The organism is Nonomuraea roseoviolacea subsp. carminata (assembly GCF_024172185.1).
Lineage (GTDB): Bacteria > Actinomycetota > Actinomycetes > Streptosporangiales > Streptosporangiaceae > Nonomuraea > Nonomuraea roseoviolacea.
Genome location: NZ_JAMZEC010000001.1, coordinates 7,221,517 through 7,242,949, shown reverse-complemented (window position 1 = coordinate 7,242,949; position 21,433 = coordinate 7,221,517). Strand labels below are relative to the sequence as shown.

At 72.0% G+C, this 21,433-nt stretch carries 17 protein-coding genes and 3 tRNA genes; 10 read left to right on the top strand and 10 right to left on the bottom strand.

The features are described from left to right. Positions 1-40 precede the first annotated feature (40 nt). Positions 41-1,591: a histidine ammonia-lyase gene (gene hutH, locus HD595_RS33430; protein ID WP_253776034.1), complete on the bottom strand. Its 1,551-nt coding sequence runs from the start codon at positions 1,589-1,591 to the stop codon at positions 41-43. Between the two features lie 15 nt (positions 1,592-1,606). Next, complete coding sequence (locus HD595_RS33425; RefSeq protein ID WP_253776032.1) at positions 1,607-2,323, bottom strand: ArsR/SmtB family transcription factor; 717 nt, start codon at positions 2,321-2,323, stop codon at positions 1,607-1,609. A gap of 231 nt (positions 2,324-2,554) precedes the next feature. Between HD595_RS33425 and HD595_RS33420 the strand changes: the two genes are divergently transcribed. From HD595_RS33420 to HD595_RS33395, 6 genes are all read left to right on the top strand, one after another. Beyond that, positions 2,555-3,025, top strand: a complete 471-nt coding sequence (locus HD595_RS33420; RefSeq protein ID WP_253776030.1) for a hypothetical protein — start codon at positions 2,555-2,557, stop codon at positions 3,023-3,025. Positions 3,026-3,059: 34 nt separating this feature from the next. Then, positions 3,060-3,131: transfer RNA gene (locus tag HD595_RS33415), tRNA-Gly, on the top strand. Positions 3,132-3,146: 15 nt separating this feature from the next. Then, positions 3,147-3,217, top strand: a tRNA-Cys gene (locus HD595_RS33410). Between the two features lie 7 nt (positions 3,218-3,224). Beyond that, positions 3,225-3,299, top strand: a tRNA-Val gene (locus HD595_RS33405). A 223-nt stretch (positions 3,300-3,522) separates the two neighbouring features. After that, entirely contained in the window at positions 3,523-5,622 is a 2,100-nt protein-coding gene (locus tag HD595_RS33400; RefSeq protein WP_253776028.1) for an ABC transporter ATP-binding protein, read from the top strand. Then, complete coding sequence (locus HD595_RS33395; protein ID WP_253776026.1) at positions 5,622-7,448, top strand: ABC transporter ATP-binding protein; 1,827 nt, start codon at positions 5,622-5,624, stop codon at positions 7,446-7,448. Before HD595_RS33400 ends, HD595_RS33395 begins: the two co-directional genes overlap by 1 nt. Before the next feature lie 656 nt (positions 7,449-8,104). On the opposite strand, the gene HD595_RS33390 is transcribed toward HD595_RS33395, so the two are convergent. Beyond that, positions 8,105-8,806 (bottom strand): hypothetical protein, encoded by a 702-nt coding sequence (locus HD595_RS33390; protein ID WP_253776024.1) that lies wholly within the window; start codon positions 8,804-8,806, stop codon positions 8,105-8,107. A gap of 579 nt (positions 8,807-9,385) precedes the next feature. Here HD595_RS33390 and HD595_RS33385 point away from each other — a divergent pair. From HD595_RS33385 to HD595_RS33370, 4 genes are all read left to right on the top strand, one after another. Next, the gene (locus HD595_RS33385; protein WP_253776022.1) at positions 9,386-10,051 is read left to right on the top strand and encodes a Rossmann-fold NAD(P)-binding domain-containing protein; all 666 of its coding nucleotides are present in this window, start codon (positions 9,386-9,388) and stop codon (positions 10,049-10,051) included. Positions 10,052-10,317: 266 nt separating this feature from the next. Next, positions 10,318-11,442 carry an LLM class flavin-dependent oxidoreductase gene (locus HD595_RS33380; RefSeq protein ID WP_253781395.1) on the top strand — a complete coding sequence of 375 codons (1,125 nt, stop codon included), beginning with the start codon at positions 10,318-10,320 and terminating at the stop codon, positions 11,440-11,442. An 84-nt stretch (positions 11,443-11,526) separates the two neighbouring features. Then, entirely contained in the window at positions 11,527-12,171 is a 645-nt protein-coding gene (locus HD595_RS33375; protein ID WP_253776020.1) for an FMN reductase, read from the top strand. Between the two features lie 103 nt (positions 12,172-12,274). Next, positions 12,275-13,048, top strand: a complete 774-nt coding sequence (locus HD595_RS33370; protein WP_308211290.1) for a chitosanase — start codon at positions 12,275-12,277, stop codon at positions 13,046-13,048. Positions 13,049-13,172: 124 nt separating this feature from the next. Here HD595_RS33370 and HD595_RS33365 read toward each other — a convergent pair whose 3' ends face one another. From HD595_RS33365 to HD595_RS33335, 7 genes are all read right to left on the bottom strand, one after another. Further along, positions 13,173-14,588 carry an L-fucose/L-arabinose isomerase family protein gene (locus HD595_RS33365; RefSeq protein WP_253776018.1) on the bottom strand — a complete coding sequence of 472 codons (1,416 nt, stop codon included), beginning with the start codon at positions 14,586-14,588 and terminating at the stop codon, positions 13,173-13,175. Positions 14,589-14,743: 155 nt separating this feature from the next. Beyond that, the gene (locus tag HD595_RS33360) at positions 14,744-16,783 is read right to left on the bottom strand and encodes a bifunctional aldolase/short-chain dehydrogenase (RefSeq protein WP_253776016.1); all 2,040 of its coding nucleotides are present in this window, start codon (positions 16,781-16,783) and stop codon (positions 14,744-14,746) included. After that, the gene (gene rhaI, locus HD595_RS33355) at positions 16,783-17,928 is read right to left on the bottom strand and encodes an L-rhamnose isomerase (protein WP_253776014.1); all 1,146 of its coding nucleotides are present in this window, start codon (positions 17,926-17,928) and stop codon (positions 16,783-16,785) included. The genes HD595_RS33360 and rhaI overlap by 1 nt, the downstream gene beginning before the upstream one ends. A 28-nt stretch (positions 17,929-17,956) precedes the next feature. Next, positions 17,957-18,268, bottom strand: coding sequence for an L-rhamnose mutarotase (locus tag HD595_RS33350; RefSeq protein WP_253776012.1), 312 nt, complete (start codon positions 18,266-18,268; stop codon positions 17,957-17,959). Between the two features lie 94 nt (positions 18,269-18,362). Next, positions 18,363-19,436 (bottom strand): rhamnose ABC transporter substrate-binding protein, encoded by a 1,074-nt coding sequence (gene rhaS, locus HD595_RS33345; protein ID WP_253776009.1) that lies wholly within the window; start codon positions 19,434-19,436, stop codon positions 18,363-18,365. Next, a complete protein-coding gene (locus HD595_RS33340) occupies positions 19,433-20,389 on the bottom strand; it encodes an ABC transporter permease (RefSeq protein ID WP_253776007.1) in 957 nt (318 codons plus the stop codon). The genes rhaS and HD595_RS33340 overlap by 4 nt, the downstream gene beginning before the upstream one ends. Next, positions 20,386-21,414 (bottom strand): ABC transporter permease, encoded by a 1,029-nt coding sequence (locus HD595_RS33335; RefSeq protein ID WP_253776005.1) that lies wholly within the window; start codon positions 21,412-21,414, stop codon positions 20,386-20,388. The genes HD595_RS33340 and HD595_RS33335 overlap by 4 nt, the downstream gene beginning before the upstream one ends. Positions 21,415-21,433: the final 19 nt, after the last annotated feature.

Sequence of the window (21,433 nt, the reverse complement as noted above, 5' to 3'; positions counted from 1 at the left end):
TCGGCCCCATTGGGCGCCGCCCCCGGCGGCGCCCTCCGGCTCAGTCGAGCGGGCCCGTGACCGCCTCCACGGCGGCGATCAGGGAGCCGTCGGCCACCAGGCGGACCGCCGCGTCGATCTCCGGCGCCAGGAACCGGTCGGGACCCGGGCCCGGCACGGTCTCGCGCAGCGCCTTGACCACGGCCGCCGTGGCCGGGGCGGGGGTCAGCGGGGCGCGCAGGTCGAGCGCGCGGGCGGCGGTCAGCACCTCGATCGCCAGCACGCGCGTCAGGCCGTCGACGGACCGGCGGAGCTTGCGCGCCGCCGACCAGCCCATCGAGACGTGGTCCTCCTGCATGGCCGAGCTGGGGATCGAGTCGACGCTGGCCGGCGCGGCCAGCCGCTTGAGCTCGGAGACGATGGCCGCCTGGGTGTACTGGGCGATCATGTGGCCGGAGTCGACGCCGGGGTCGTCGGCCAGGAACGCGGGCAGCCCGTGGTTGCGGGCCACGTCGAGGAAGCGGTCCGTGCGGCGTTCGGACATGGAGGCGAGGTCGGCGGCGACGATGGCCAGGAAGTCCAGCGCGTACGCGACGGGGGCGCCGTGGAAGTTGCCGTTGGACTCGACCCGGCCGTCGGCGAGCACGGCCGGGTTGTCGACGGCGCTGGCCAGCTCCCAGGTGGCGACGTTGGAGGCGTGGGCGATCGTGTCGCGGGCCGCGCCGGCGACCTGGGGGGCGCAGCGCAGGGAGTAGGCGTCCTGCACGCGGGTGCACGCGTTGGGGTCGCGGTGGCTCTCCATGATGGCCGAGCCGGCCAGGACCCGCGTCATGTTGGCCGCGGCGCGGGCCTGGCCCGGGTGCGGGCGCAGCGCCTGGAGCTCGGGGGCGAAGACGCGGTCGGTGCCGAGCAGCGCCTCGACGCTCATCGCGGCGCTGACGTCGGCGGTCCTGACCAGGCGGGTGAGGTCGTCGATGGCCATGATCAGCATGCCGAGCATGCCGTCCGTGCCGTTGATGAGCGCGAGCCCCTCCTTGGCGGCCAGCTCGACGGGCTCCAGGCCGGCCTGCTTGAGCGCCTCGGCGGCCGAGGTGAGCCGGCCGTCGGCGTCGCGGACCGGGCCCTCCCCCATGAGGGCCAGCGCCACGTGGGCCAGCGGGGCCAGGTCGCCGGAGCAGCCGAGGCTGCCGTACTCGTGCACGACCGGCGTGATGCCCGCGCTGATGAGCCCGGCCAGGGTCTTGGCGGTCGTCGGCCGGATGCCGGTGTGCCCGGTGGCCAGCGTGTGCAGGCGCAGCAGCATGAGCGCGCGCACGACCTCGGTCTCCACCTCGGGGCCGCTGCCGGCCGCGTGGGAGCGGACCAGCGAGCGCTGGAGCTGGGCGCGCAGCGCCGGGTCGATGTGCCGGGTGGCGAGCGCGCCGAAGCCGGTCGACACGCCATAGGCGGGGACAGGGCTCTCGGCCAGCTCGTCCACCCGCTGCCGCGCCGCCGCGATCGCCGCCACGGCGTCGTCGGTGAGCTGGACCGCGGCGCCGAGCCGGGCCACCCGGATGACGTCGTCGAAGGTGAGGGGTTCAGGGCCGACGTTCACGACTCCGTTGTCGCGCATGGTGTTCTCTCTCGTTCAGGTAACCGGCGTATGCGATGTTAGCTCCTTACCGGAGAACAGTGCCGCCAGCCCCTCCCTGCCCGCTTCCGTGACGTTCACCGCCCGGGGGACGGGTCCTCTGGCGTACCAGCCGCGTTCGAACAGCACCGCGGTGATCGCCGCACCGAGCGCGCCGCCGAGGTGGGCCCGCCGTTCGGTCCAGTCGAGACATTCCGGGGCGAAGCGGCGCCTGGCCCGGCGCGCCCCTTCGACGTCCACGCCCAGGCCGCCGAGCAGGCGCTCCCCCTCCGGGGTCACCTCCTCCCCCGCGAGGCAGCCGGTCTCGCGCAGCCGGTCGAACAGGCCGACCCCGGCGCGCCCGGCCAGGTGGTCGTAGCAGGTGCGGGCCTCCTCCAGCATGCGCGCCTGCCGCGACTGGCGCAGCGACCGCACGGGCGGGCGGCCGCCGACCCTGGCCAGCACCTCCAGCACCTCGGCGATCTCGTGCCCGGCCAGCCGGTAGTAGCGGTGGCGGCCCTGCTGGACGACGGCGACGAGACCGCCGTCCAGCAGGCGGGACAGGTGCGCGCTCGCGGTCGCGGCGCTCACCCCCGCCATCCGGGCCAGCTCGCCGGCGGCCAGCGCCTGGCCGCCCAGCAGGGACGTGAGGATGGCGGCCCGGGTGGGGTCCGCGATGAGCGCCGCCACGGGCGCGATGTCGGCGTCGGCCGCGACGTGCTCCACTGCTGCCATGCCTCCGACCCTAGCCGGAGCACGTTTCGCCGCACGTCGAAGGATGCGGGCGCCGGCCGGGCCTCCTCGGCGGGCACCCCTCTGCCCGGCGGGCACGCCTCTCCTCGGCAGGCACGCTTCTCCTCGGCAGGCACGTTTCCCCTCGGCGGGCACGCTTCTCTGCGGGCACGCTTCTCCTCTGCGGGCACGCTTCGACGGCCGTTTGAGCGCCCGCGGTGCACGATCGACGCCATGACCGACAACCCCGCGCTCCTCGTGGCCGGCTCCGTGGACCGATGCCTCGCCCTCGCCGAGACCTGGCTCGCCTGGGACGGCCGTCCCGTCCTGACCGACGGCGCCAACCTGTGGACCCCCGCCAAGGCGGCCCGCCGCATCCAGGACCACCTGATCGACCACCTCGCCGAGGTGGAGGCGCTGCTCGCCGGCGCCACGCCCGCGCCCGACGCCTGGCACGGCCGGATGGTGACGCTGGACGCCGACTGGGCCCGCTTCACCGAGCTGGACCTCGCCGAGGCGCGCTCCCGCTGGCCCCGCCTCGCCCAGTCGTACGTCAACCGCTACGCGACCGTCCCCGACGCCTGGGACGTCCCCCGCGACCCCAACTGGACGCTGCGCCAGATCGCCGAGCACGTCGCCGGCGTCGACTGGTACGCGGAGCAGGTCGGCGACCTCCGGTTTGGGGACTCGGCCAGGATTCGCTAGAGTTCTCTCGTCACCGCAACACAGCGACGGCGACGCGGAAGTGGCTCAGTGGTAGAGCATCACCTTGCCAAGGTGAGGGTCGCGGGTTCGAATCCCGTCTTCCGCTCGGAGCTTCCGGCTCGGTGGAGTGGCCGAGAGGCGAGGCAGCGGCCTGCAAAGCCGTCTACACGGGTTCAAATCCCGTCTCCACCTCGGCAACGGACGATTAGCTCAGCGGGAGAGCGCTTCCCTGACACGGAAGAGGTCACTGGTTCAATCCCAGTATCGTCCACCACACCTCACCCCAGGTCATCCGACCTGGGGTTTCGTGTTTCTCAGAGCCTCGGCTGTCTCGCGGCGGGGTGCGGCGTCTCCGGCCCTCCGTGGCGTGGCGTGACGTGTCCGGGCGGGGCGCCGCCGGGCTCGGCCGCCCCGAAAATGCGATGGGAATCTGTCGGCGGCGGGTGATAGAAAGCAGGTTCGATACCCATCCGCCTGCCGCCTCGGGGAGCTTGGCCGTGACCTCCATCAGCACGCCGGAGTTCTCCGTCTCCGGCCCGCGCCACGACCGTCGCGGCCCCGTCCGCTGGCTGTGGTCCCACCTGCGCCGCCAGCCCCTGCACCTCGCCGGCTTCCTCGGCGGGTCGCTGGTCATGGTGGTGCTCAACGCGACCGTGCCGTCCCTGACCGGCGACGCGTTCGACGCCGTGCTGGGCGAGCGGGGCGAGCCCGCGGAGGCGCTGCGGCTGATCGCGCTGGCGCTGGGCGCGATCGTGCTGGCGCGCGGGGTGTTCGACCTGGTCGCCCGGATGTCGAGCGAGGTGCTGGCCAAGCGGCTCGAACGCGACGCCCGCGACGAGCTCTACGTGAGCCTGCTGGGCAAGAGCCAGACGTTCCACAACCGGCAGCGGGTGGGCGACCTCATGGCCCGCGCGGCCAACGACATCCGGCAGCTCTCCACCATGGTCACCCCGGGCCTCGACCTCATCGTCGACTCCGGGCTCACCGGCATCGTGCCGCTGTTCTTCATCGGGGCGGTCAACCCGCGGCTGCTGCTCGTGCCGGGGATCTTCGCCGTGGTGTTCGTGGCGGCGCTCTGGCACTACATGCGGCGGCTCAACCCCGTGGCGACCCGCATGCGCGAGGAGTTCGGCGACCTCAACGCCACGCTCAGCCAGGCGGTGCGGGGCATCGAGGTGATCAAGGTGACGGCGCAGGAGGAGCAGGAGCGCCGGCGCTTCCGTTCGTACGCGCGCCGCTACCGCGACTCCTTCGCCCACAACGGCCTGGTGCAGGCCCGCTACCTGCCGACGCTGCTGTTCGCGTGCGCGATGGCGGGGGCGCTGTGGCACGGCCTGGCCCTGCACGGCTCCGGGGTGATCAGCACCGGCGACCTGGTCGCGTTCATGGGGCTCATGGCCATGCTCGGCTTCCCCACGCAGATCTCGATCTTCACGTTCTCGCTGGTGCAGATCGGCATCGTCTCCTCGCGCCGGATCCTCGACATCATGACGTCCGAGAGCGAGCTGGCGCAGCGCGCCGACGGCCACACCGCGCCGATCAGCGGCGAGATCGTCTTCGAGGACGTCACCTTCGGCTACGGCGAGGGCGAGCCGGCGCTGCGGGGCGTGTCGTTCACCGTGCGGCCGGGCGAGACCGTGGCCGTCGTCGGCGAGACGGGCTCCGGCAAGAGCACGCTCACCAAGCTCGTCCCCCGCATCTACGACGTCACCGCGGGCCGCATCCTCATCGACGGGGTCGACGTCCGCGACTGGGACCTCGACTCGCTGCGCTCCCAGATCTCCACGATCGAGCAGGACATCGTGCTGTTCTCGCGGTCGGTGGCCGAGAACATCGCCTTCAGCCTGGGCCAGCGGGCCGACCGCGAGGCCGTGGTGCGGGCGGCGGAGGACGCGCAGGCGGCCGAGTTCATCGGCGAGCTGTCCGACGGCTACGACACGGTCATCGGCGAGCGGGGCGTCACGCTGTCGGGCGGGCAGCGCCAGCGGCTGGCCATCGCGCGGGCCCTGCTGACCGACCCGGCGATCCTCGTCCTGGACGACTCGACGAGCGCCATCGACTCCGCCACCGAGGACAGGATCCAGCAGGCTATCGGCCGCATCCAGGAGGGGCGCACCACGCTGCTCATCACGCACCGTCTGTCCCAGATCCGCTGGGCCGACAAGGTGCTGCTGCTGCGACGCGGCGAGCTGGCCGACTACGGCACGCACGACGAGCTGATCGCCCGCAGCCGCCTCTACCGGCGGATCTTCTCCCACTACGACGAGGTCGACCTGGACGACGCCCGCGACGCCCTCACCGACGACCGCCAGGCGCTGGGCGACGACGACCGGGACGCGCTTGACGACGGTCAGGACGCACTCGGCGTGGGCCGGAACGGGATCGGCGTCCCAACGAACCGTGACCGTGGCGGCCTCGACGGCGGCGAGGACGGGGATCCACGAGACGGGGATCTACGAGACGGGGACCCGCAGGACGAGGAGCCCCGAGCCGTAGACCCGCGAACCGTAGACCCGCGAGACGCGGATCCACGGGACGCGGATCTGGAGGAGGCGGGTCAGGCGATGGCGGCCGGCGAGCAGGGAGGGGTGCGCTGATGGGCTTCATCATGGACGGCCTCGACGCCGAGGACTACGACCGCACGTACGGCGACCGCGAGCTGCTGCGCCGCATCCTGTCGTACTTCCGGCCGAAGCTCGGGGCGATGGTGCTGGTCGCCACCATGATCGTGCTGGGCTCCGCGAGCCAGGCCGCCATGCCGCTGGTGGCGAGCTGGGGCCTCGACGAGATCCAGAACGGCACCATCGCCGAGACCGGCTGGCGGCTCACGCTCGGCCTGCTGCTGGCGGGCGGGCTCGGCTGGGTGTTCAACTTCGTCCGCCAGTGGCAGAGCTCGCGGATCACCGGCGACGTCGTGCTGCGCCTGCGTGAGGACGCGTTCGACGCGGTGCTCCAGCGCGACCTGTCCTTCTACGACGAGACGCCGTCGGGCCGGATCGTCAGCCGGGTGACCTCCGACACCGACGACTTCGCCACGGTCTCCACGCTGACGATGGACCTGATCAGCCAGATCCTCATGGTGGGGCTGGTGACGGTGCTGCTGTTCCTGCGCAGCGTCGAGCTGGCGCTGCTGACGCTGCTCGTGGTGCCCGTCGTGGTGGGCATCGCGCTGCTGTTCCGGCGGATCGCCCGGACCAGCACGCGCCGGGCGCAGCGGTCGCTGAGCCGCGTCAACGCCAACCTGCAGGAGACCATGGGCGGCATCGCCGTGGCCAAGAACTTCCGGCAGGAGCGGCAGGTCTACGACGAGTTCCAGCCGATCAACCAGCAGAGCTACAAGGTGACGCTGGGACAGGGGTTCGTGTTCTCGTCGATCTTCCCGGTGCTGTTCCTGGTGGCGGGGCTGGCGACGGTCGCCCTGACGCAGCTGGGCGGCACGGCCGTGCTCGGCGGGCGGCTGTCGGCGGGCGACTGGTACCTGTTCCTGCAGGGGGTCGCGCTGTTCTGGTTCCCGCTGACGTCCATCGCCGCGTTCTGGTCGCAGTTCCAGCAGGGGCTCTCGGCGTCGGAGCGGGTGTTCGCGCTCATCGACGCGCCACCGCGGGTGGTGCAGAGCGACTCCCGCGACGTCGGCCGGGTGGCGGGACGCATCGAGTTCGACCGGGTCACCTTCGGCTACGACCCGGCCGCCCCGGTGCTGCGCGACTTCGACCTGGTCATTGAGGCGGGCGAGACGGTGGCGCTGGTCGGCCACACGGGCGCCGGCAAGTCCACGCTGAGCAAGCTGATCACCCGGTTCTACGAGTTCCAGGAGGGCCGCCTGCTGGTCGACGGCCACGACATCCGCACGCTGGAGCTCGGCGCGTACCGCAGGCAGATCGGCGCGGTGCCGCAGGCGCCGTTCCTGTTCAGCGGCACGGTGGCCGACAACATCCGCTACCCGAGGCCCGAGGCGACCGACGAGGAGGTGCTGGCCGCCGCGACGGCGGTCGGCGGCGGCGACTGGATCGAGGCCCTGCCCCACGGGCTGGCCACGGACGTGGGCGAGCACGGGCGGGCGCTGTCCATGGGCCAGCGGCAGCTCGTGGCGCTGGCCCGGCTGCTGGTGCAGGACCCGGCGATCGTGGTGCTGGACGAGGCCACGGCCAGCGTCGACCCGCTCACGGAGGCGCAGATCCAGGAGGGCCTCGACGTGGTGCTGGCCGGCCGTACGTCGATCGTCATCGCGCACCGGCTGTCCACGATCGAGCACGTCGACCGGATCATCGTCCTCGACCACGGCCGGATCGTCGAGGAGGGCGACCACGCGACGCTGCTGGCGCGCGGGGGGCGGTACTGCGAGGTGTACAACACCTACTTCCGCCACCAGTCGCCGCACTACCGGGCGGGCACGGGGTTCGTCCCGGTCGCGGCCCAGGCCTGAGCGCAGCACGGGAGGGGCATAGGGGCAAGGTCTTCGCAAGAGGGCGCGCTTCGCGCGTTGGACGTAAGGGCAAGGTCTTCACAAGAGGGCGCGCTTCGCGCGTTGGACGTAAGGGCAAGGTCTTCACAAGAAGGTCTTCACAAGGAGGCGCGCTTCGCGCGTTGGCGTTCAGGCGTGCTCCCCAGGGGGCTTCGCCCCCTTCGACCCCCAGGCGGGGGCCTGCCGGCCCCCGCACCCCCGCGACGCCGGCCGGTGAACCACGGACCAGGAGCGACCCAGAATCCCTGCGAGGCGTACGACGATCTGTCACATGATCGGTGAAATACCGCTGCGCGCCCCATTCGATCGAGACGTCCCGGGTCAGAATGCGTCCTGCGCGCCCCGCCCGATCCAGACGTCGCGGGCCAGAATGCGTCCTGCGCGCCCCGTTCGATCGAGACGTCGCAGGTCAGAGCGTCTCGGCGGCTGGGATGTCGTGGAAGAGCAGGATGTGAGCAGCGGCCACCGTCCGGGAAGGGCTGTCATCGTCCTGCCACGCGGGCTGGGATCGGGTCACTCGTCCGGGAGAGCCGGGCCGGCCACTCCGTCCGAGGGCTGCGCCGGCCACTCGTCCGGGAGAGTTGGGCGGGGATCACTCCTCCGGAAGGCTGGGCCGGTCACTCGTCCGGCTTGAAGGTGAAGGACGCGGGGGCCTTGAACGACGGGTCCGGCTTGCCGTACACGAGGGAGATCTGCTCGTGCGCCTTGACCACGATGGCGGCGGGGTCGCCCGTGACCGGGACGCCGTTCACCTCGGCGGTCAGGGTGCGGCCGGCGCCGGCCTTGAGGGAGCCGATCTGGCTCGCCGACAGCGTGACGCCCCACTGCTTGAAGAGCTGGCCGAGGGTGAAGACCTCGCCCTTGGTGTGCGGCTCGACGTGGATGACGCCCCGGTCGTCGTGGGTGTGCAGGGGCGACATCTCCTCGTCCACGATGCCGATGTCGGCCGGCACCTCGACCTTGTCGCCGTCCACGAAGACGCTGAGGTGGGCGTGGTAGTGCTCGGCGTGGCCCATCGGGCCGTGGGTCAGACCGGCGGCCCGGATGCCGGGCAGCGGGTCGGCGGGGATGGGCCAGGGCGGCGTGCCGCCGTCCGCGGGGCGGGGGCCGTGGGCGCCGACGTACTGGAAGACGGCGACGCCGCCGGCGGCCAGCGCGACGGCGGCCAGGGCGGCGACCAGGACGCGGGCGCCGCGGCGGCGGTGGGCGGCGCCCGCGTCCTGGTCGCCGGTGGGCGCGGTGAGGTCGGGGTGAGGTTCGGGGGCGGTCTCGGGGGGTTCGGCGAGCCGCTGCTGCTGGTGAATCGCCTCGGGTGACATGGGCCCATGATGAGCGAGAAGACCGGTCACGGGGATGGGCTGCGCACAGGCCGGATCCGGCCGTATTTACCTGCCACCGGCAGGGGGTCGCGCCGCCTTCCTGAATCGGTCGGGGACATGGGGCATGGCCTGGGGACAGGGGCATACAACACTGCCTATGCCAGGGTTGCACTCTCCTGCCGTACCAGGCCGGGACAAGGTTCGCGGGACTGTTTGCGCCGGGGATGGGCCCCTGCCGATCCAGAGGGTCATGAACCGGGCACCCCTGTGTCGGGTTCCGCACCACGACCCCTACTGATCCCGAAGCCCGGGCATGCGCGCGTGCCCCTGCACCAACGCTTGGGCATGGGGGCCTGCTGTCCTTGTGCCAAGGCTGGGCAGGCGCCTGCTGCCCCTCGGCCAGAGTGGGGCGGCCGGCCCGCTGTTCCTGTGCCAAGGCGGGGCATGTGGGTCTGCTGCCGCTGGGCCAGAGCGGGGCGGGGCGGGCCTGGCTCCTCCCCTGGGGCTTTAGTGTCTGTGGGGTGGAAAGGCTGGGATGATCGGGGGGAGCGGGTGGTATCCCGCGCGAACGGAGCCCGGATGAAAGTGATCGTCTTCGGTGCGACCGGCATGGTCGGGCAGGGCGTGCTGCGGGAGTGCCTGCTCGACGACCGGGTGGAGGCCGTGCTCACGGTGGGCCGGACACCCACCGGTCGTTCGCACCCGAAGCTGCGCGAGGTCGTGCACGCCGATCTGCTGGACCTCACGCCGATCGAGGGCGAGTTGGCCGGCCATGACGCGTGCTTCTTCTGCCTCGGCGTCTCCTCGGCGGGCATGGGTGAGGACGAGTACCGGCATGTCACGTACGGGTACACGCTGGCCGCCGGCACCACGCTGGCGCGGCTCAATCCCGGCTCGACGTTCGTGTACGTGTCGGGAGCGGGCACCGACGCGGGCGGACGGGCGATGTGGGCGCGGGTGAAGGGGGCCACCGAGGAGGCGCTGCTGGAGCTGCCGCTGGAGGCGTACATGTTCCGGCCCGGCTACATCCAGCCGGTCCATGGGGCGACGTCGCGGACGCGGTGGTATCGGCTGGCGTACGTGGTGACGGCGCCGCTGTACCCGATTCTGAGGCGGGTGTTCGCGACGAGTGTGACGACGACGGAACGGATCGGCCAGGCCATGATCACGGTGGCGGAGCACGGCGCCCCTGAGCGGATCCTCGACCCGGCGGCGATCAACGCGCTGGCGGCGGCCCGCGCCTAGCCTGACGTGAGCCCGCGCCCGCCTGACTTCAGCGCCCGCGCCTAGCCGGCTCTCGTCTCCCCTGTTGCTCTGCTGCCTTCTGCGTCTTCCCTGCGCTCGGGGACCCTCCTCAGAAGGTGCTCGGCGTTGACCCGCCTCCCCCACGCAGCCGTCTCAGGCCCCACACGCGCACGGCGCCCCCGGCTCACGATCATGGTGGAATAAGCCGGGGCGCCGTTGCGCTGAGGTAGCTGTTCAAGTTTCAACTGTCATTGGTGGTGACTAAGATGCAGTTCGGCGTCTTCAGCGTCGGCGACGTGACCATGGACCCGACCACGGGCCGCACCCCGACCGAGGGTGAGCGCATCAAGGCGATGGTGGCCATCGCCCTGAAGGCCGAGGAGGTCGGCCTGGACGTGTTCGCGACCGGCGAGCACCACAACCCGCCGTTCGTGCCGTCCTCGCCGACCACGATGCTCGGCTACATCGCGGCGCGGACCGAGCGGCTCGTGCTGTCCACGGCCACGACGCTGATCACGACCAACGACCCGGTCAAGATCGCCGAGGACTTCGCCATGCTGCAGCACCTGGCCGACGGCCGGGTGGACCTCATGCTGGGCCGCGGCAACACCGGCCCGGTCTACCCGTGGTTCGGCCAGGACATCCGCCAGGGCATCCCGCTGGCCATCGAGAACTACGCGCTGCTGCACAAGCTCTGGCGCGAGGACGTGGTGGACTGGGAGGGCCGTTTCCGCACGCCGCTGCAGGGCTTCACCTCCACGCCGCGCCCGCTCGACGGGGTGCCGCCGTTCGTGTGGCACGGCTCGATCCGCAGCCCGGAGATCGCCGAGCAGGCCGCCTACTACGGCGACGGCTTCTTCGCCAACAACATCTTCTGGCCGAAGGAGCACTTCATCCGCCTGATCACCCTCTACCGGCAGCGCTACGCCCACTACGGCCACGGCACGCCGGAGCAGGCGATCGTGGGCCTCGGCGGGCAGGTGTTCATGCGCAAGAACTCCCAGGACGCGGTCCGCGAGTTCCGCCCGTACTTCGACAACGCCCCGGTGTACGGGCACGGGCCGTCGCTGGAGGACTTCATGGCCGAGACGCCGCTCACGGTCGGCAGCCCGCAGCAGGTCATCGACCGCACGCTGACCTTCCGCGAGTACTTCGGCGACTACCAGCGCCAGCTGTTCCTCATGGACCACGCCGGGCTGCCGCTGAAGACCGTCCTGGAGCAGCTCGACATCCTCGGTGAGGAGGTCGTGCCGGTGCTGCGCCGCGAGCTGGCCAAGGACCGCCCGGCGCAGGTGCCCGACGCGCCCACCCACGCCTCGCTGACGGCGGCGGCGGCCACGGCGACCGCGACCGCGACCGCGGCGGCGGCCGAGACCTCCCCCACCGTCTGACCGCCACCGTCCGACCGCCATCGTCTGACCGGATCGTCCGAACACCCCCCAGACCCCCCGACGACACCGAACAGGAGTGTGACCATGAAGCTCGTCGCCGTCTCGGCCGGGCTCAGCGAGCCGTCCTCGACCCGGCTGCTGGCCGACCGCCTGCTGGAGGCCGCCCGCCGCCACCTGGAGACCGATGACGGCCGGGAGCCGGTGGAGGTGCGCGTGGTGGAGCTGCGCGACCTGGCCGTGGACGTCGCCAACGCCTTCGTCACCGGTTTCCCCGGCGCCCGGCTGCGCGCGGCCATCGAGGCCGTCACCCAGGCCGACGGGCTCGTCGCGGTCACGCCCGTGTTCACCGCCTCCTACAGCGGCCTGTTCAAGTCGTTCTTCGACGTCGTCGAGCCGGACGCGCTGGCGGGCAAGCCGGTGCTGATCGCCGCCACGGGCGGCACGGCCCGGCACTCGCTGGCGCTGGAGCACGCGATGCGGCCCCTGTTCGCGTACCTGCGGGCCGTCGTGGTGCCGACGGCCGTCTACGCCGCCTCGGAGGACTGGGGCGGCGGGGGCGACGCGTTCACCGACGGGCTGGGCGAGCGGATCGGGCGCGCGGCCGGCGAGCTGGCCGCGCTCGTGTCCGGACGTCCCTGCCGGACTCCGGAGAAGCCCCCGGAGAAGGCCGCCGGAGAGGTCGAGGAGGTCGTCCCGTTCGAGCAGCAGCTCGCGGCGCTGCGCCCCTGACCGGACATACGCGGATTCCACCGGATTCGGCATTTCGCTTGACTCCTGTGAGTCCAGTTCGTTAGGAAGGCTTCCTAACGAACCTCGGCTCACAGGAGCTCATGTGTTAACCACTCTCCTCGCCCCCGTCCTGGCGCCCGTGCTCGCGCTGTCCCTGCAGGCGCCCGTCGATCTCACCGATCCGCACAAGAAGGACATCGCCATGCAGCTGGTGTCCAGCGCGGAGAACTCCTCGCTCGACTGGAAGGCCCAGTACGGCTACATCGAGGACATCGACGACGGCCGCGGCTACACCGGCGGCATCATCGGCTTCTGCTCCGGCACCCACGACATGCTCCAGCTCGTCGAGCTCTACACCGAGCGCAAGCCCGGCAACGTCCTCGCCAAGTACCTCCCCGCGCTGCGCAAGGTCGACGGCAGCGACTCCCACAAGGGCCTCGACCCGAACTTCACCAAGGACTGGAAGACCGCGGCCAAGGACGCCGTCTTCCAGCAGGCCCAGAACGACGAGCGCGACCGCGTCTACTTCGACCCCGCCGTCAAGCAGGCCAAGAGCGACGGCCTGCGGGCGCTCGGCCAGTTCGCCTACTACGACGCCATCGTCATGCACGGGCCGGGCGACGACAAGGTGAGCTTCGGCGGCATCCGGAAGTCGGCCATGGCCAAGGCCAAGACCCCCGCGCAGGGCGGCGACGAGACGGCGTACCTCAACGCGTTCCTGGACGCCCGCAAGGCGGCCATGAAGGCTGAGGAGGCCCACGAGGACACCAGCCGCGTGGACACCGAGCAGCGGGTCTTCCTCAAGAAGGGCAACCTCGACCTCGACCCGCCGCTCACCTGGAAGGTGTACGGCGACAGCTACACGATCAAGAAGTGACCGGCCCGCCCGGCCGTCCCCCTCGCGCGGCCGGGCGCCCGGCGTTTCCTCATGAGCAGCAGCACGGCGTCGAGGAGGGCCGGCCCGCCCGCTGCACAGGCACCCGCCAGGAATCAGACGGGGCTCAGATCTGCACCAGCTCCACGTCCAGCAGGTCCGCCAGCGCCTTCAGCTCGCCGATCCGGTGACCGGTGCCGAGGGCCCAGTGGTGGGAGATGCCGGAGGCGCTCCAGGCGTCCGTCCACTCCCCCGGGTCGCGGCCGAAGTCCACCCGCGACGTCGTGTTGCCGATCTTCAGGTGCGGGCCGTCCACGGTCACGCCCTCGGAGGCGACGAACGCGAAGCGCCCGTCGCGCCGCTGGATGAGCCCGAACGCCGTCACCGGCCCGTGCGCCACGTCGAACTCGACCGAGACGCCCCAGCCGCGCTTGCCGTGGAAGACGCCGAGGCCGCGTAGCAGCGGGCGGCGGGCGCTGATGGCCAGGTGGGCGGGCCCGTCGTGGCCCATCTCGACGTGGCCGCGCAGGAAGTCCAGGGCCTGCAGCTCGGTGAACGAGCCGCCCGCGCCGAGCCGGTCCATGATCAGCATGGCGAGGGAGGTGCGCAGCTCGTACTCGCCGGCGGCCGGGACGCCGCGGGCCGTGAGCAGCGACGCGCCGAGGATCATGCCGGCGCCGAGCCGCTCGTGGATCTCGCCGTCGAGCCCGCGGTGGTAGTAGGCGAGGCTGTCCAGGTCGAAGTCCTCGACCAGCCGGTCGAGGCCGAGGGAGACGCGGGCGGCCCACTCGAAGTCCTCGGGCACGACCGTGTCGGCCAGCTCGAACACCTCGCGGGCCAGCCCGATGCGCTCCTTGACCTCGGCGTCGCCCACCTTCTCCACGCGGACGCGCAGGTCGTCGAACTCCAGGACCTCGACGTGGCCGCCGAAGTTGACCGGCACGAGCGTGAGGTCGGTGGAGACGTCCAGCATGCCCGGGTAGAGGTGGCCCATCAGCCCGTGGCGGCCCTTGCGCAGGGCGGCGCGCACGCCGGCGGCCTTGACCCATCGCTCGATACGCTCCCAGGCGCGCGGGTCCTCCAGGTAGCCGGACACGGACCGGAACGGGATGCCGGCGCGCGTGAACGTGTTGGCCATCTCCGGCAGCGGGCAGGCGCCGCAGTAGGCCAGCCACTGGCCGGTGTCGAAGGTGTCGTGGTCCATGGACTCGGTGGGCTGCAGGTTGATGAGCAGCACCGGCGCGCCGCTGCGCTGCGCGATCGGCAGCAGCATGGTGGCGGTCATGTAGGTGGTGAGGAAGCCGACGATGAGGTCGCAGCCGGCCTCGCGCAGCCGTTCGGCGGCGACCGCGCCCTCCTGGGCGTCGGAGATGAAGCCGACGTCCACCACCTCGCAGCCGAGCTCCCCCATCCGCTCCGACACGCGCGCGGACGACCGCTTGAGCTGGGGAAGCAGGTCGGGGAACTGCGGCCAGTACGCGCCGAGCCCGCCGGCGACGAGCCCGACCTTGGTCCGGGGTGCGGTTGTCCTTTCGAGCGGCATCGTTGCCTCCTGAGGTTTGGAGCCGGTTCTCGGGGTAGCAGGGGTGCGGGGACAGAGGGAAGACGGTGCCGCCGGCGGAGGATGACCGCCGGCGGCACCGCGCGTCTCCAGGGAGACGAGGACGGCTACGCGCGTCACCAGGGAGACGAGGACGGCTAGCGGAGGAACGCGGCCGCCACGCCGGCGTCGACCGGGATGTGCAGGCCGGTGGTCTGCGCCAGGTCCCCGCCGGTGAGCGCGAAGACGGCCGCCGCCACGTGCTCGGGCAGCACCTCCCGCTTGAGCAGCGTCCGCTGGGCGTAGAACTCGCCGAGCCGCTCCTCCTCCACCCCGTACACGGCCGCGCGGTTGGCGCCCCAGCCGGAGGCGAAGATGCCGGAGCCGCGCACGACGCCGTCGGGGTTGATGCCGTTCACGCGCACGCCGTGCTGGCCGAGCTCGGCGGCGAGCAGCCGCACCTGGTGCGCCTGGTCGGCCTTGGCGGCGCCGTAGGCGACGTTGTTGGGCCCGGCGAAGACGGCGTTCTTCGAGGAGATGTAGACGATGTCACCGCCCATGCCCTGGTCGACGAGCACGCGGGCGGCCTCGCGGGAGACGAGGAACGAGCCGCGGGCCATGACGTCGTGCTGGAGGTCCCAGTCGGCGAGCGTGGTCTCCAGCAGGGAGCGCGACAGCGACAGGCCAGCGTTGTTGACGACCAGGTCGACGCCGCCGAAGGCGAGGACCGCCTGCCGTACGGCCTCGGCGACCTGCTCCTCGGAGGTGACGTCGGCCTCGGCGGCGATCGCCACGTCCTCGGGGCGCAGCGCCTTGGCGCCGAGCTCGGCGGCGACCTTGCCGGCGGCGGCCACGTCGCGGTCGGCGACGACCACGCACGCGCCCTCGGCGGCCAGGCGGCGCGCGGTGGCGGCGCCGATGCCGGAGCCGCCGCCGGTGACCAGGGCGATCCGGCCGGCCAGCGGCTTGGGCGCGGGCATGCGCCGCAGCTTGGCCTCCTCCAGCTCCCAGTACTCGATGCGGAACTTCTCCGACTCGTCGATCGGCTGGTAGCGGGACAGGGCCTCGGCGCCGCGCATCACGTTGATCGCGTTGACGTAGAACTCGCCGGCCACGCGCGCGGTCTGCTTGTCCTTGCCGAAGCTGAACATGCCGACGCCGGGCACCAGCACGATCGCCGGGTCCGCGCCGCGCATGGGCGGCGAGTCGGGGGTGGCGTGGCGGGCGTAGTAGGCGGCGTACTCCTCGCGGTAGGCGGCGTGCAGCTCGCGCAGGCGGGCCACGGCCTCCTCCAGCGGGACGTCCGGCGCGAGGTCGAGCACGAGCGGCGCGACCTTGGTGCGCAGGAAGTGGTCCGGGCAGGACGTGCCGAGCGCGGCGAGTCTCGGGTGCTCGGCGCGGGCGAGGAAGTCGAGCACCTCGGGCGAGTCGGTGTAGTGGCCGACCTGGCGGGCGTCCGTGCTGGCCAGCCCGCGGACCACCGGGAACAGCTCGGCGGCGCGGCGGCGGCGGGCGTCCTCGGACAGCGGCTCGTGGATCACGGGGCCGAACGGGTCGGGGCGGCCGTGCTCGGCGATGTACCGCTCGGCGGTGCGGATGATCTCCAGGGAGTTGGCCTGGCACTCGTCGCTGGTGGCGCCCCAGGCGGTGATGCCGTGCCCGCCGAGGACGCAGCCGATGGCCCGCGGGTTGGCCTCCTTGACGGCGGCGATGTCGAGGCCGAGCTGGAAGCCGGGCCGCCGCCACGGCACCCACACGACCCGGTCGCCGAAGATCCGCGTGGTCAGCTCGGGGCCGTCGGCGGCGGTGGCGATCGCGATGCCGGAGTCGGGGTGCAGGTGGTCGACGTGGGCGGCGTCCACGAGGCCGTGCATGGCGGTGTCGATGGACGGCGCGGCGCCGCCCTTGCCGTGCAGGCAGTAGTCGAACGCGGCGACCATCTCGTCCTCGCGCTCCGGCCCCGGGTAGACGCCGGTCAGCGCGCGCAGCCGGTCGAGCCGCAGCACGGCGAGGCCGGCGGCGGTGAGGGTGCCGAGGTCGCCCCCGGACCCCTTCACCCACATCAGCTCGACCGGCTCGCCCGTCACCGGGTCGGTCTGGCTGCCCTTGGCGGAGGCGTTGCCCCCGGCGTAGTTGGTGTTGCGCGGGTCGGCGCCCAGCGCGTGTGCTCGTTCGAGCAGTTCCCGTACGGCCTGCATCAGGCTCCCCACCCTGCCTGCGCGCCGCCGACCCTCTCGGCGGCGATCTTCTCGAAGTAGCCGGACCTGGCGTAGGCGGCCATGGGGTCCGGGTCCAGCCCCATCTCCTCGCGCAGCTCGGCGAGCAGGGGGCGGACGTCGGTGTTGTAGGCGTCCATGAGCGCGGCGTTGGCGCCGAGCACGTCGCCCCCGCGCTGGGCGGCGGCCAGCGCGTCACGGTCCACGAGGAGGGCCTTGGCGGTCGCCTCCTGCACGTTCATGACCGACCGGATCTGGCCGGGGATCTTGGGCTCGATGTTGTGGCACTGGTCGAGCATGAACGCGGTCTCGCCGGTGTAGCCGCCGCCGCGGATCACCTCGTACATGATCCGGAAGAGCTGGAACGGGTCGGCGGCGCCCACCATGAGGTCGTCGTCGGCGTAGAAGCGGGAGTTGAAGTCGAAGCCGCCGAGCTTCCCCTCGCGCAGCAGGAACGCCACGATGAACTCGATGTTGGTGCCGGGCGCGTGGTGGCCGGTGTCGACGACGACCTGCGCCTTCGGGCCAAGCTTGAGGCAGTGGGCGTACGCGGCGCCCCAGTCGGGCAGGTCGGTCATGTAGAAGGCCGGCTCGAACAGCTTGTACTCCAGCAGGAAGCGCTGCCCCTCGCCGAGCCGCTCGTAGACGGCGGCCAGGGCCTCGGCCAGGCGGTCCTGGCGGGCGCGGATGTCGTCCTGGCCGGGGTAGTTGGTGCCGTCGGAGAACCACAGCTTGAGCGTGTCGGACCCGGTCTGGTCCATGATGTCCACGCACTCCAGCAGGTGGCCCAGCGCCTTCCGGCGCACCGCCGGGTCGGGGTGGGTGACGCTGCCCAGCTTGTAGTCGTCGTCCTGGAAGACGTTGGAGTTGACGGCGCCGATGGCCACGCCCAGGTCGGCGGCGTGCCGGGCGAGGTCGGCGTAGTCGTCGACCTTGTCCCAGGGGATGTGCAGGGCCACGGTCGGCGCGACGCCGGTGTGGAGGTGCACCTGCGCGGCGTCCGCCAGCTTCTCGTACGGGTCGCGCGGCACGCCCTGCTGGGCGAACACCTTGAACCTGGTGCCGGAGTTGCCGTACGCCCAGGACGGCGTCTCGATGCGCTGCCGGCGCAGCTCTTCCTTGATCAATGCCTTCCCCGATTCACTCTGTCCTGACTCAGTCAAGGTGGAACACTTCCTCCAGCGGCGCGAACGCCTCGTCCGCCCGGCCCGTCTCGAAGAACGGCGCCATCTCGGCCTGCCACCTGTCGTTGACGTCCGTCTCGGCCATCCGCTTGCGGGCGGCCTCGAAGTCGTCGGTCTCCAGGTAGCCGACGAGTAGGCCGTCCTCGCGCAGGAACAACGAGTAGTTGCCCCACCCGGCCGTCCGCAGGGCGTCGAGCATGTCCGGCCACACGGCCCGGTGCCGCTCGCGGTACTCGTCGAGACGGTCCTCGCGCACCCTCAGCAGGAAGCACACGCGCTGCATGCCGCCCTCCCTCGCCTTCACATCGCTGGGTCTTGTCGTGGTGAGGTCCCCGCCGGACGGCGGGGACCGGGTCGAGCGGTCCTGGCTGGAGCCCCTAGAAGTCGAACTGGTCGATGTTGGCGGCGTCGAAGGTGAACGGCGGGCCGAGGATGACCTCGCCGTTCGCGCCGATCGTGCGCTCGCCGAGCTTGCCGGCCTTGAACGTCTCGCCCTGGGCGCCGGTGATCTGGCCGGAGACCAGGGCCGCCGCCGCGTAGGAGGCGAGGTAGCCGAGGTCCTTGGGGTTCCACAGGGCGAACTTCTCGACCGTGCCGTCCTTGACGAACTGCCGCATCTGGTTCGGGGTGCCGAGGCCGGTCAGCGTGATCCTGCCCTTGTACTTGGAGCCGGAGATGTAGCGGGCCGCGGCCGAGACGCCGACGGTGGTGGGCGAGATGATGCCCTTGAGGTTCGGGTACGCCTGGAGCAGGCCCTGGGTCTCGGTGAACGACTTCTGGTCGTCGTCGTCGCCGTAGGCCACCTTGACGAGCTTCATGTCCTTGTAGTCGGGCTTGGTCAGCTCGTCCTTCATGTAGGTGATCCAGGTGTTCTGGTTCGTGGCGTTGGCCGTGGCCGACAGGATGGCGATCTCGCCCTTCCTACCGATCAGGTCGGCGAGGAGCCGGACCTGGCTGCGGCCGACCTCCTCGGAGCTGGCCTGGTTGATGAACAGGTCGCGGCACTCGGGGGCGGCGTCGGAGTCGTACGAGACGATCTTGATGCCCTTGGCGCGGGCCTGCTGGAGGGGGCCGCACACGGCGTTGGCGTCGTTGGCGGCGATGAGGATCGCGTCGTGGCCCTGCTGGGTCAGGGTGTTGATGTAGGAGATCTGGGAGGAGGCGGACGCGTCGGACGGTCCGACCTCCTTGGCCTCGCCCTTGAACTCCTTGGCGGCCTCGATGCCGGCGTTGTCGACGATGGTCTCGTACGGGTTGTTGATCTGCTTGGGGAGGAAGGCCAGCTTCAGGCCCTCCTTGAGGGGGGCGTTCGGGTCGGCCTTGGCGGCGGCCGAGGAGGCGGCGGGGGCCGGCGCGGGGGCGGAGGTGACGCTCGACTTGGTGGTGCCGCCGCACGCGGCGACGGCCAGCGCCAGCAGGGTTGCGGCGGCGGTGAGGCGCATCGGGGTCATGGGGTTCCTTTCAGGGCGGGCCTGACCACGGAGACGAGGCGGGGGGTGAGCACCGACACGATGAGGAGGAGCCCGGTGACGATCGACTGGATCTCGGTGGAGACGTCGCCGAGCATGAGCAGGTTGCGCAGGAGCCCGATGAGCAGAACGCCGGCGATGACGCCGCCGAGGGTGCCCTTGCCCCCGTCGAAGTCGACGCCGCCGAGCAGCACGGCGGCGATGACGGCCAGCTCGACGCCGAGGCCGTTGTCGGCGCGGGCCGAGCCGTAGCGCAGGGTGAAGACCACCCCGGCGAACGCGGCGACGGTGCCGGACAGCACGAACAGCAGCAGCTTGATCCGCTTGACCCGGATGCCGGCGAAGAACGCGGCCTGCTCCTGGGCGCCGATGGCGTACAGGGCGCGGCCGAAGCCGGTGGCGTGCAGGACGACGCCGGTGACGGCGGCCAGCAGCACGAACAGGGCGACGGGGTACGGCACGGGCGTGCCGGGCACGTCGCCCACGGCGAGCGCGGTGTAGGCGGGCGGGAACTGGGCGACGGCCTGGTCGCCGAGCACCACGTACGCCAGGCCCCGGTAGAGGGCCAGCGTGCCGATCGTGACGGCGAGCGACGGCAGGCCGAGCCGGGTCACGAGCAGCCCGTTGACCAGGCCGCACACCGCGCCGACGAGCACGACCAGCGGGATGATCGTCTCGATGGCCAGGCCGCCGTCCCACAGGGCGCCGACCAGCGCGCTGGACAGGCCCAGCACGGACGCGACCGACAGGTCCACCTCGGCCGCCACCACGAGCAGGGTCATGGCCAGCGCGATGAGCGCGATCTCGCCGAGGTCGCCCAGCGCGAACGACAGGTTGCCGGTGGTTGCGAAGCCGGGCACGGTCAGCGAGCCCGTGGCGAACACCGCGACCAGCAGCGCGCCGACCAGCACGTCCCAGCGCAGCACCCGGGTCATCGGCGGCCTCCCTTCCGCAGCAGGCGGGCGACCCGGACCGCGAGCACCCGGTCGACGCTGATGGCCAGCAGCAGCAGCGCGCCGGTGATGGCCTGCTGCCAGAACGGGTTGACCCGGAGCACGACCAGCGCGCTGCCGATCGTGGTCAGCAGCAGCGCGCCGAGCGCGGCGCCGTACACGCTGCCGACCCCTCCGGTGATGGCCACGCCGCCGACGACGACGGCGCTGACCACGAGCAGCTCCCAGCCGTTGGCCGAGTCGCCGACCACCGTGCCGAACCGGGCCAGCCACAGCACCCCGGCGAGCCCGGCCAGGCCCCCGCTGAGCAGGTAGGCGGCGAGGACGCGCCGCCGCACCGGCACGCCGGCCAGGCGGGCCGCCTCGGGGCTGGAGCCGATCGCGTAGAACTCCCGGCCGCTCGGGTAGGCGCGCAGGTACGCCCCCACCGCGAGCATGACCGCCAGCGTGACGAGCGGCAGGTACGGCACGCCGAGCACCGCCCCGTTACCCAGGGCGAGCAGCGCGGGCGGCAGGTCCACGGCGTTGATCTGCCTGCCGTGGGCGATGTAGTGGTCGAGGCCCTGGATGACGTACAGCGTGCCGAGCGTGACGACGAGGGCGGGCACCCGGCAGAAGCTCACCAGCAGGCCGTTGACCAGGCCGCAGGCGGCGCCGATGGCGACGCCGAGCAGCACGGCGGGCACGAGGCCGGCGCCGCGGGCCAGCACGTCGCCGGTGACGAACGCGACCAGCCCGACCACGGAGCCCACCGACAGGTCGATGTTGCGGGTGATCACCACGACCGACTGGCCGACGGCCAGCAGGGCGAGGATCGCGGTGTTGAGCAGGATGTCCTCGACGCCCTGGCCGGACAGGAAGTTGCCGTTGACCCCGGCGGTCACGGCGACGAGCACGGCCAGGGCGGCGAGCAGGCTCAGCTCGCGGGCGCGGAAGACGAGGTCCACCAGGGCGCGGGCGCCGCGCGCCCCGACCTCCCGGCCCGGCGGCGCGGCGGTCGCGGTCATGCCACTCCCCTCGTGGCGG